At 66.4% G+C, this 10,528-nt stretch carries 10 protein-coding genes; all 10 read left to right on the forward strand.

Features of this window, described 5'->3' with window-relative positions; translation table 11 throughout:
• Positions 1-5: 5 nt before the first annotated feature.
• Genes VGN62_RS15745 through VGN62_RS15790 form a run of 10 tightly spaced genes read left to right on the forward strand, consistent with a single transcriptional unit; the run spans position 6 to position 10,449 of the window.
• Positions 6-767, forward strand: coding sequence for a hypothetical protein (locus tag VGN62_RS15745; RefSeq protein WP_327455556.1), 762 nt, complete (start codon positions 6-8; stop codon positions 765-767).
• The gene (locus VGN62_RS15750) at positions 764-1,570 is read left to right on the forward strand and encodes a hypothetical protein (protein WP_327455558.1); all 807 of its coding nucleotides are present in this window, start codon (positions 764-766) and stop codon (positions 1,568-1,570) included. Before VGN62_RS15745 ends, VGN62_RS15750 begins: the two co-directional genes overlap by 4 nt.
• On the forward strand, positions 1,567-2,307 hold the full coding sequence (locus VGN62_RS15755; RefSeq protein WP_327455560.1) for a DUF4255 domain-containing protein: 741 nt from the start codon (positions 1,567-1,569) through the stop codon (positions 2,305-2,307). The genes VGN62_RS15750 and VGN62_RS15755 overlap by 4 nt, the downstream gene beginning before the upstream one ends.
• On the forward strand, positions 2,307-4,223 hold the full coding sequence (locus VGN62_RS15760; RefSeq protein WP_327455618.1) for an ATP-binding protein: 1,917 nt from the start codon (positions 2,307-2,309) through the stop codon (positions 4,221-4,223). Before VGN62_RS15755 ends, VGN62_RS15760 begins: the two co-directional genes overlap by 1 nt.
• Positions 4,220-4,459 carry a hypothetical protein gene (locus VGN62_RS15765; protein WP_327455562.1) on the forward strand — a complete coding sequence of 80 codons (240 nt, stop codon included), beginning with the start codon at positions 4,220-4,222 and terminating at the stop codon, positions 4,457-4,459. Before VGN62_RS15760 ends, VGN62_RS15765 begins: the two co-directional genes overlap by 4 nt.
• Positions 4,456-7,848 carry a DUF4157 domain-containing protein gene (locus VGN62_RS15770; protein ID WP_327455564.1) on the forward strand — a complete coding sequence of 1,131 codons (3,393 nt, stop codon included), beginning with the start codon at positions 4,456-4,458 and terminating at the stop codon, positions 7,846-7,848. The genes VGN62_RS15765 and VGN62_RS15770 overlap by 4 nt, the downstream gene beginning before the upstream one ends.
• A 10-nt stretch (positions 7,849-7,858) precedes the next feature.
• Positions 7,859-8,515 carry a hypothetical protein gene (locus VGN62_RS15775; RefSeq protein WP_327455566.1) on the forward strand — a complete coding sequence of 219 codons (657 nt, stop codon included), beginning with the start codon at positions 7,859-7,861 and terminating at the stop codon, positions 8,513-8,515.
• Positions 8,512-8,832, forward strand: coding sequence for a hypothetical protein (locus VGN62_RS15780; protein WP_327455568.1), 321 nt, complete (start codon positions 8,512-8,514; stop codon positions 8,830-8,832). Before VGN62_RS15775 ends, VGN62_RS15780 begins: the two co-directional genes overlap by 4 nt.
• Positions 8,819-9,937 carry a hypothetical protein gene (locus VGN62_RS15785; RefSeq protein ID WP_327455570.1) on the forward strand — a complete coding sequence of 373 codons (1,119 nt, stop codon included), beginning with the start codon at positions 8,819-8,821 and terminating at the stop codon, positions 9,935-9,937. The genes VGN62_RS15780 and VGN62_RS15785 overlap by 14 nt, the downstream gene beginning before the upstream one ends.
• Positions 9,934-10,449, forward strand: a complete 516-nt coding sequence (locus VGN62_RS15790) for a phage baseplate assembly protein V (RefSeq protein WP_327455572.1) — start codon at positions 9,934-9,936, stop codon at positions 10,447-10,449. Before VGN62_RS15785 ends, VGN62_RS15790 begins: the two co-directional genes overlap by 4 nt.
• Positions 10,450-10,528 lie beyond the last annotated feature (79 nt).

The raw sequence follows: 10,528 nt of genomic DNA on the forward strand, positions 1-10,528 counted from the left end.
GAACCATGGAGTCCCGCGACCCCCTGACGCTGCTCGATCATTGGTCGGTTGAGCCCGGTCCGGCCGCTCACGCCCGGCTGGCCGCGCTGCTGGTTGCGCGCGGCGCGGACGAAGCTGCGCTGGCGACAGAAAGCCTGGGCGAGCGAAACCGGCGGCTGATCGCGCTGCATGACGACTGGATTGGCGGCGAGATCGAGGCGCGCGTCACCTGTACAGCCTGCACGACCGCGAACAGCTTTTCGGTGCCCAAAGCGGCGATGCGCGCGCTGCCGCCGCCGCCGCCCGATGCGATCGTTTCGGTGGCACATGGCGGGCGGTTGCTACGCTTTCGCCTGCCGACGATGGCCGATATCGCAGCGGTCGCGGGTCGTGGCGATACGCCAGCGATGCGCGCGGCGATGCTCGACCGCTGTGTGCTCGATCGCGAGGCTGTACCGGCCTCGCAGCTCGATGCGGCGAGGATCGACGCGATCGAAGCGGAGTTCGACCGGCTCGATCCACTCGCCAGCATCGTCGTCGAAAGCACCTGTTCGGACTGCGGAGCTGCGATTGCCGCGCGTGTCGATCTGGCGGCCTTTGTCGCCGCCGATATCGACCGCATCCATGCCGCACTGTTCCGTGATATCGATGCGATCGCGTCGGCCTATGGCTGGACCGAGGCGACGATCGTCGCGCTGCCTGCCGACCGGCGCGCGCGCTATGTCGCGATGATCGCCGACCGCCGTGCAGGACAAGCGCAGCGGACGCGAAGGGTGGCGCTGGGATGAGCGGTTACTGGTCCGCAATCGCGGCCGCAGCGCGCGGCGGAGCAGACGGACAGGCGGATGCCGCGCCGGTGCCCGCGCCGCCGGTCTTCGGTCCCGATGCGGGCGATGACGGCGAAGATTGGGGCGCGCTGGATATCGAAGAGGCCGCGCCTGCGCCCTCCACGGTTCGGCGAACGTCGCGAACAGCTCCCGCCGAACCGGAGTCGTCGCCGTCGAAGGCGGACGGTAATGTCCTGCCCCCGGCCTTTGAGAAGGACGAGGCATCCGCGCCGGTCTCGCGCACAGCGGTCGACGACGCGCCGCCGGAATTATCCCAAGCGCATCCTGTCGTCCCGGCCCCGCAGCCGGATGCCGATGTTGCGCAGCCCCTGGCGGCGCCCATGATCCCCCTCGTGGTTGAGTCGGCTGGTCCCCTTTTGGCGCGCGCCTCTGAAGGATCGCCCGAACCCCTCGCCGTGACGATGCCGACCGGCAGCGCGGATGGCGCGGCGGCGCCGGTCGATAGCGCGCCGGTGGCTGGCGCGCCGGCCACCGAACCTGCCCACGCCGATATTCCTGTCGCCGATCCGGTGGACGCGACGCCGGTCGTCCAGTTCGCCGCAATTGGCGACCTGCAGCTTGGCGAACCCGCGACCACGATGACGGACGACGCTATCCAGCCGATCCACGTCCATATCGGCCGGATCGATATCCGGCTGGACGTCGCCCCCGGCGCGCCGGTCGTTGATCCGCCCCGGCGCGCGGCGGCACCCGTTGTCGCCCTCGACGATTTCCTGCGGCGCCCGGCGGAGCGCGGCCAATGAGCGCGCGCTTTGCCATCCCGGCAACCAGCTTCGTGTTGAAGGCATTGATCGATGCCGACCTCGCGGTTGCCTATGCGGGGTTTGCGGCGCCCAAGGTTTCGATTGCGCCGCCGCCGCGTCCCTCGGCGACGCCCGCCCCGGCGGCGGCCGGCGCTGGCGCTCAGCCCGAAGCGGCCATGCTCTATCTGTTCCTGCACCATGTGACGCCGAACGCTGCCTATCGTTCGGCCTCGCTCGCCTATGTCGAGAACAGCGGGGAGCTGTCGGTGAAAATGCCGCTCGTGCTCGACCTCCACTATATGCTGGCCGCGACGGGCGCTGATCTCGAGCGCGAGACGCTGCTTGGGGTCGGGATGGCGGCGCTGCATCGCCATGCCATCGTCGAGCGGACCAAGGTCGCGAGCCTGCTCGGTGCGGTGACGATCCCGCCCAGTCCCACGAAGTTGATGGAGCGATTGACCAGCGAGCCGCTCGCCAACCCCGCGCATCATCCCGAACAGATCAAGGTCAGCCAGCATCCGCTCGACATCGACATGTCGACCAAGCTGTGGTCCGCGCTGCAATCGCCGATCCGCCCGAGCGCCTATTATCTCGTCACTACCACTTTCCTCGAAACCGACGAAAGCCAGATCGACGGTCGCGCAGTATCCGACGTTGTCATCGCGGGCCGCCCCAACGCCAACCCGGCGTCGGATGACGGCGAGGACGCGGTGATCGTCGTGAGCGACACGCCGTGATGCGCGCCGACGCGCCCTTGCTCGCGCTGGCCGAGGCAGCAGCGCTGGCGGCGTTCGCGGGCGAGGACGCGGATGGGTTTGAGACGTTGCTGCCGGCGCTCGCCCTCCAATCGCCCGACCATGCGCTGCTGCGTATCGCCGATGGCTTCGCGCTTGACGATGGCGAGGCGCAATTGATCATGCTGCTCTATGCGGCGGCCCAGTCCGAGGCGGTCGCGACCGCGGTGCACGAGACGGCGCGCACCGACCGGCGCGGTATGCCGCTGTGGCTGGCGCTACGGCTTTTGCCCGCACTCAGCCCTAACCATATGACGGCGTCGGCTCCCCTGATGCGCTTCGGCTTTATCGGGCGCGAGGCCGATACGCCGCCGATCGATGCCCGGATGTGGCTCGACCAGGCGGTGATCGACCGGCTGGCCGGCGGTGCTCCGCGCGATGCAGCGATCGCGGCGCGCTTTGCAGAGATGGTCCCCGGCCGCGAAGCGGCGCCGCCCGCGTTGCTCGCAGCGATGCACGACGCGCTGGCCGCGCGCGGACCCGACAATCTGTCGCCGCTTCTGGTCGGGATGTCCGATGGCGATGTGCTCGCCGGCGGCTTCGCGGCATTGGGCTTGCGCCCCTTTCGCCTGCGTGCGGCGGACATTCCCGCCGATCCCGAGGCGCGCGACCAGCTGGCACAGGCGTGGAGCCGCGAAGCCGCCCTCGACGGCGCCGCGCTGATCCTGTCGGTCGACGAAATGCACGCCGTCGATGCGGCCGCCTTCGCCGAAGCGGTCGCGGGGCATGTGGCGATCGCCGGATCGGTACCGTTGCCGCCGATGCGCCGCGCGCAGCGGGCGCTCGCGACGACGGCAACACCGCGCGACGCCGCGCTCGGTCGCTGGCGGCATGCGCTCGGCGACGTGCGTGCCGCGCGGCTGGGTACCGGCGTTGCACGCGTCGCGGCGCAGTTCCGGCTTTCGGCGGCGGAGATCGACGCGGTTGCCGCGCGCACCGCGCCGTTGATCGACGCGGCCGCCGATGCGGACGCGGCGATGCGCATCCTGTGGCATCATGCCGGTCGCGCCGGGCTGGCGACACCCGTGCCCGGGGTCACGATCGTCGAGCCGGTTTACGACTGGGACGACATCATCCTGCCGCCGCCTGCTGAACAGGCGCTGCGCCGGATCGAAAGCCATGTCCGCCATGCCGCCCAAGTGTTCGACCAATGGGGTTTCTCGCGCGCGATGGGCGCGCGCGGGCGCGGGGTGGTCGCGCTGTTCGCCGGTCCCAGCGGCACCGGCAAGACGATGGCGGCAGAGGTGCTCGCGAGCTCGCTCGACCTTAGGATGATGCTGATCGACTTCAGCCAGATCATCAGCAAATATGTCGGTGAAACGCCGAAGAATATCGCCGCCGCCTTCGACGCCGCCGAGCGGTCGGGCGCGGTGATGGTATGGAACGAGGGGGACGCCGTCTGGGGGGCGCGCGGCAGCGTCGGCCACGCGACCGATCGCCACGTCAATGCCGAGGTCGGCGACCTGCTCCAGCGGATCGAGGCGTTCGAGGGCTTCACGATCGTGACCACCAATATGCGGCACGCGATCGACCCCGCTTTCCTGCGCCGCTTCCGCTTTTCGATCGATTTCCCGATGCCCGCCGCCGCGGAGCGCGTCCGCCTGTGGCAGCGGGCCTTTCCGGGCGAGGCGCCGGTCGAGGCGATCGACTGGCGGGCGCTCGCGGACTTGCCGCTGTCGGGCGGCAGCATCCGCAGCATCGCGCTGGGTGCCGCTTTCCTGGCGGCCGAGCGCGGCACCGCGATCGACGCCTCGCTGATCGAGGCCGAACTGGCCGAGGAGATGCGCAAGCAGGACCAGCCGATGCCTGCGATCGACTGGGCGGGGCAGATCGCCGCCGGGCCGGGGACGGTGCAATGACCGGCGGTGGCTTCCGGGATGTGCCCGCGAGCCTGTCGATCGGGCGCCTGACGATCACCGCGGCATCGCGCATCGAGGCGCGGCGGCTGGCCGACGCCCTTCCCGATGCGATCGCGCGCGCGGTAGAACGGGAACGCGGCGGGGCGGCCGATACATCGCTTCGCGCGGCGCCGGTCGATCATGTTGCCGCCGAAATCCTGCGCGCGATCGCGCCGCGACTGGAGCGTGAGCGATGAGGGCGCAGGCGCAGCAGGACTTGGTGATGCGCCCGGCGCCGCTGCCGGTTCCGCAGCGCACGCGTCCGGGGGCGGTGCTCGCGCAGGCGAAATCGACCCTCGGTTCGGGCGCATCGACGCTCTCGGCCCCGCCGATCGTTGATGCGGGGCGTCCGCTTGATGACGGAACACGGAGCGGCATGGAAAGCGGCTTCGGACAGGATTTTTCGCATATCCGGGTGCACGATGACGCACGCGCGCACGACAATGCCCGCGCATTGGGCGCGCGCGCCTATGCCGCGGGCGACCATATCGTCTTTGGCGAGGGCGCCTACCGCCCCGAAAACAGCAGCGGCCGCGCCCTGATCGCGCACGAACTGGCGCACAGCGTCCAGCAGGGCGGGGTACAGATGAAGGCCGACGGTCCGATGCCCGCGGCCGCCGACGCCGAACTCGAGGCGCAGGCGGATCGCGCGGCAGCGGCGGTCACCGCGGGACGCGCCGCTCCGGCGCTGTCGCGGATCGGAACGCCTGCCGTTTTCCGGGCCAAAACCGACGACCCCGCACCCTCGGGATCGGCCGCCAGTGCCGACGCTGGTCCGGCGGCGGGCTTGCCGAGCGGCTGGACGATCATCGAGCCGAAGCCCGCCAACCCGGGCACCGACCGGCTGGTCGTGGCGGTATCGGGCTTCACGCTCCCCGAAGTGAAGGGGCGCGGCCCGTGGGTGCAGCAGGTCTATGACATGCACAAGCCCGACCGGCTGATTTTCAGCCCGATATTCAAGGGCAAGGGCGCCACCGTCGACACATATGACAATGTTGCGGCCTATAAGGAGGGAAGCGAGAAATATAAGACGATCTGGCTGAACAAATATGGCTTCACGACGCTGAAATCGCTTGCCGCGGGGTTCAAGACGGCGGCGGCAAACAATGCCGACCTGAAAACGAAAATCGAAAAAAAGGAGGTCGCGAGCATCCTCAGGGGCTTTGGCAAGGAACGCTTGACCGACGCCAAATGCGACATCGACCATATCGTCGAAAAGCAGCTCCAGGGAACGAGTTCGCCGGCCAATCTGCAACTACTGGGCTCGGCGAAGAACCAGGCATCGGGGCGCGAAACCTATCAGCAGCTGGTCGGTCTTGTCGGCATGCTGAAGGGGACGGATTATGGCCATGTTCGCGAATTGCAGCTGCGTTTCGTCGATGGCATCTCCGTCAAGCCCGACACCGATCCAAACGACGGCAGCCAGATTATCGAAGAAGCGCTGCGCAACAAGATCGTGACCGGGACCGACGCGGTCCCGGCCAATGTCGAGGGCGATCCTGTCACGATGACGGCAGGCGGGGCGCCCGAAACCATGAAGATCCGGCCGACGGGGCCAACGCCCATCGATTTCAATTTCAAGCGCATCGTTCCGGGAATGCGGCTGACGAGCTACAGCCGTACCAAGAAAAAGGGGGCGGGCGTCCCCGACGACATCGAGGCGGTACTCGACGGCAAGCTGGTCAAGACGACCGGCAAGGCGAGTGAACTCGTCCAGCTCGACGCCATTCTTCAGAAAGAAACGCCGGCCGTCGCGGCCAAACCATCCGATGGTGCGGAAGAGGGCAAGGAGGCCAACGAGCGGCGGGTCGTGAAGCTGCGCAAGACGAAGCAGAATGAAAAGATCGAGTTTCACTACCCCTATCTGAGTCCCGGCTGGATCAAGCCCGAAATCGATGATGCCGGAAACGTCCGGGGCACCGGGGTGATCAAATCGTCGATCCCGATGCTGGGCGACGTGGGTATCAATTTCGGCCCCGACCTCCTCGAAGCGCGCGTTCCGATCCAGGCGTCGAAACTGAAGTCGCCGATTCCCGGCCTGCGTTTCACCGAGGGCGCCTTCGCGCTCCAGCTGTCGCCGAATTTCGTTCCCAGCGGGACGGTGAAATTCGAAATCGGCCCGAAGGGCAAACCGATCATTCTGGGTGACGTGACCGCAAAGATCGCTGGTGGCGCTTTCTTGGCCGAAGGAACGATCGTCCCCGGTGTCGGGATTCCCGGCGTCAAGGAAGCCAGTGGCAAGGTCCGCTTCCATTCCGAGCAGGGCTGGTCGGGCGAGCTCAAGATCAACAGCACGTCCGTGCCGAACACGGTGATCGATGTGCGCGTGCTGATGGCGCAAAAGGGCGACAAGCTCGACATCGAGGCGGAGGGCGGCGCCAAGGTCACCGTCAACAACAAGACGTTCGACCTGACCGCCAAATGGGCCGACGGCAGTATCACCTATCGCGGTGCCGCGCGCTGGGAAAAACCTTTCAAGATCGTCGATGCGATCGAGGCGAAATTTTACTACCGCGATGGCTATCTGAAGGTCACCGGAGGCGGGGCCTTTACCTTCCGCAACCAGTGGAAGGGCGACATCACGCTCACTTACGAGCGCTTCTCGGGCGGCGGCGTCAAGGTCGAGGGCGTCGCGAATGTCGATGTCGAAACGAAGGACAAGAAGGGCAAGGGATCGCTCAAGGGCGGGATTGACGAACGCGGCCGGCTGTTCGGTACCGGCACGATAATCTATCAGCTCACCCCGACGATCCAGCCCAAGCTGACCGTCGAGCTCAGCAAGGAAAACCACCTCAGGATCACGGGCGCGGTGACGCTCGGCCCGTACAAGATATTCGACCGGTACCCGAAGGACGGCAAGGGCGAGCGCGATCTGTTCAAGATCACGACCCCCGGATTCTCGATCCCGACGCCGATCCCGGCGGTCCGGGCCTATGTCAAATTTTACGCGGGCGTCGGCTACAGCGTTTTCTTCGGCCCCGGGATGGTCGAAAGCGTCAAGATCAGCGGTTCGTTCGACCCGCTTGAGGAAAATCCCAACATCACTGCCGACCTGAATGCGCGCTTCGTCTGCGAAGCGGGATTCGGGCTGAAGGGCGAATTCGGAGCGATCCTTGGAGTCGACGTCCTGTTCGGCGCCGGCGATGTCCATGGCACGATCAAGGTGATCCCCCGGATTACGGCGACCACCAAAGCCGATGTTGAAGCCAAGGGCCATTATGAGAAAGGCAATTTCACCGTCGGGATAAAGCCCGAGTTCAGCATGAGTCTCGACGCGTCGCTCGGCATCGGCGGCGCGGTGACCATCTCGGCGCTGTGGGGCCTGCTCAGCCACACCTGGGATTTCGATATCGCCAGTTTTACAGTCAATCTCGGCAAGAAGACCGTCAATTTCGGCGAGTTTTCGACGAGTTTCGGAAGCGGCAAGGAAATGCCGGACGCGACCGAAAAGGCCAAGCTGTCCGATGTCGACCCGATGGGCGTGATCAAGGACATCCTCGCGCGGCGGAACGCCAAGAGCGCGGCGAATCCCAATTACGATCCCAATGCCCGGCCGCCCCGGGACCATATCGGCAACAAGGTATGAGGTGCGCGCGATGACCAGCTTCCCCGGATCCCCGCGCACCCTGAAGGGCGGCTTTGTGCTGATGGACTCCGACGGCAAGGCGGTGCTGCGCACGGTGGCGTTTCAGTATAATCCCGACAGCCTGTCGCGTACGCTGACCCCGCGGGGGGCCAAGATCGACGCCGGCGACCGGCTCGAAGGATTGCGGCTCGTCGGCCCCCCGATCGAAACGATCAAGATCGAGATCGAGATCGATGCGACCGACCGGCTGGAACATCCCGGCTCGAACGCCGATACCGTCGCGAACGGCATCGCGGCCGAGCTCGCCGAGCTCGAGATGATCATATCGCCCGCGCCCGACGATATCGCCGCCGCCGACGGCCTGGCGCGCAGCGGGACGCTGGAGGTGCTGCCGCTGCCGTCGCCGCTGGTGCTGCTGGCGCTCGGGCGCAACCGGCTGATCCCGGTACGGATCACCGAATTCAGCATTGTCGAAGAGGCGTTCGATACGCAGCTCAATCCGATCCGTGCGCGCGTGTCGCTGGGTATGCGGGCGTTGTCGATCGACGATCTCGCCTTCGGCAGCAAGGGCGCCGAATTGTTCATGGTGGCGGCGCGGCGCCGCGACCGGATGGCGAAACGCCGCCCGCCGAACATGCAGGCGCTGGGCCTGACGGGGGTACCATGACCGATTATTACGCCCCCAACAGCCGCTATCGCGGACTGGCCTTTCGCAGCGTGGCGAAGGGCGACGGCACGACGGTGGAGTTCGTCGGGCGGCGAATCATCCCCGCGCTGTCGCGTTACCGCCCGCTCACCCGCCACCGCGCCAGCGGCGACGAGCGCATCGACATGGTCGCGGCCGAAGCCTTTGGCGATCCCGAACTTTACTGGCGGATCTGCGATGCCAATGGCGACGCCGATCCCGGCGCCGCGACGAAGCCCGCAGGCCGCCTGATCGTGATCCCCCTGCCGCTGGAGATTGCCGACGATGGCGACGCTTAGGGGAATCCAGCTCACCCTCTTGATGGGGCCGATCGCCGTCGCGCCGGTGCCGGTGGCGGTCATCGACGCGCTCGAAAGCGCGCAGGTCACATCGGCGGTCGGGCAGCGTTCGGGTTTCCAGATCAGCTTCACCTATTCGAAAACCTCGCCGATCGCGACGACGCTGATCCCCGCGGGCTATTTCGACCCGATGATCCGCGTGATCCTCGTCGCGACGATCAACGGGATGCCAAAGGTGCTCGCCGACGGCCCGATCAAGCGGCAGGACGTCGTCGCATCGTCGCAGCCGGGCGAAAACCGGCTGACGATCACCGGCGAGGATGTCTCCGGCTATATGGACGTGATCGACTTTTCGGGTTTTCCCTTTCCCGGGATGCCGACCGTCGCCCGCGTCGCGGCGCTGATCGCCAAATATGCGCCGCTGGGCATCATCCCGCTGCCCATCCCCGAAATCTTCACCTCGATATCGCTTCCGACCGAAGCGATCCCGCACCAGCAGGGCACCGACTATCAATATCTGAACAAGATGGCGGCGGAGGCGGGCTATGAATTCTATATCACGCCGGGCCCCGCGCCCGGGACGAACACCGCCTATTGGGGGCCGCAGGTGCGGATCGGCCTGCCGCAACCGGCGCTGACCGTCGACATGGATCACGCCAGCAATATCGACAGCCTGTCGTTCAGTGCCGACGGCGCCGCAGCGGTCCTGCCCTATGGCTTCGTCAAGGCGGGCGGCTTCTCGATCCCCGTTCCGGTTCCCAACATTTCGTTGCTCGCGCCTCCATTGGCTGCACGTCCGCTGATCCCGACGAAGACGAAGTTGATCGATACCGAACGGCACAAGATGCCCAAGGTCATGTCGCTGCTGCTCGCGCAGCGTGTGGCGACCGACCCGGTCACGGCAAGCGGCAGTTTCGATCTTGCACGTTATGGCAAACCGCTCGACGCGCGCAGCCTTGTCGGCGTGCGCGGGGCGGGGCTCGCCCACGACGGACTCTATTATGTCCGCTCGGTCACGCACACGCTCGGCCGCGGAAGCTGGAAGCAATCGTTCCAGATGTCGCGCGATGGCTTGATCAGCAATTTGCCCGTGGTGCCGACATGAACGCCGGCCCCCGCTATTTTGGCAAGTATCGCGCGACGGTGCTCAACAATCTGGATGCCCAGAACCAGGGACGCATCCAGGTCCAGCTCGGCGATCGTTACGGTCCCTTTCCCTCGACATGGGCGCTTCCGTGCTTGCCGCTTGCCGGCCGGATGTCGGCATCGATGGTGTCCTTGCCCGCGGTCGGATCGATGGTCTGGATCGAGTTCGAGGCAGGCGATCCCGATTTCCCGATCTGGAGCGGCGGCTTCTGGCCCGACCCATCGGGTTTCCCGATGGAGGCGCTGGTCGGCGCGACGCCCGCCAATCCCAATATCCACCTCCAGACAAGCCTGGGAACGACGGTCACCCTGTCGGACAATCCGATGCAGCAGGTGAAGATCAAGACGGCTTCGGGGGCGATGATCAGCATCGGCGGGACGGGCGTCGTCATTTCCAATGGGCAGGGTGCGACGATCGCAATGACCGGGAAATCGGTCATCATCAACGAGGGTGCCCTGATCATCACTTGAGGAGGGGAAGGAGACAAAGATGCCAGGACCGGTTCTGCACACGGGCGCTTCCGCCACCTGCCCCCATGGGGGAGCGTTG

Origin of the sequence: Sphingopyxis sp., from assembly GCF_035998905.1 — a bacterium.
Classification (GTDB): Bacteria; Pseudomonadota; Alphaproteobacteria; order Sphingomonadales; family Sphingomonadaceae; genus Sphingopyxis.

What these genes read in the sequence shown, in the direction of transcription:
- VGN62_RS15745 (WP_327455556.1), top strand. Translation starts at nt 6, where the DNA reads ATGGAGTCCCGCGACCCCCTGACGCTGCTCGATCATTGGTCGGTTGAG.
- VGN62_RS15750 (WP_327455558.1), top strand. Translation starts at nt 764, where the DNA reads ATGAGCGGTTACTGGTCCGCAATCGCGGCCGCAGCGCGCGGCGGAGCA.
- VGN62_RS15755 (WP_327455560.1), top strand. Translation starts at nt 1,567, where the DNA reads ATGAGCGCGCGCTTTGCCATCCCGGCAACCAGCTTCGTGTTGAAGGCA.
- VGN62_RS15760 (WP_327455618.1), top strand. Translation starts at nt 2,307, where the DNA reads ATGCGCGCCGACGCGCCCTTGCTCGCGCTGGCCGAGGCAGCAGCGCTG.
- VGN62_RS15765 (WP_327455562.1), top strand. Translation starts at nt 4,220, where the DNA reads ATGACCGGCGGTGGCTTCCGGGATGTGCCCGCGAGCCTGTCGATCGGG.
- VGN62_RS15770 (WP_327455564.1), top strand. Translation starts at nt 4,456, where the DNA reads ATGAGGGCGCAGGCGCAGCAGGACTTGGTGATGCGCCCGGCGCCGCTG.
- VGN62_RS15775 (WP_327455566.1), top strand. Translation starts at nt 7,859, where the DNA reads ATGACCAGCTTCCCCGGATCCCCGCGCACCCTGAAGGGCGGCTTTGTG.
- VGN62_RS15780 (WP_327455568.1), top strand. Translation starts at nt 8,512, where the DNA reads ATGACCGATTATTACGCCCCCAACAGCCGCTATCGCGGACTGGCCTTT.
- VGN62_RS15785 (WP_327455570.1), top strand. Translation starts at nt 8,819, where the DNA reads ATGGCGACGCTTAGGGGAATCCAGCTCACCCTCTTGATGGGGCCGATC.
- VGN62_RS15790 (WP_327455572.1), top strand. Translation starts at nt 9,934, where the DNA reads ATGAACGCCGGCCCCCGCTATTTTGGCAAGTATCGCGCGACGGTGCTC.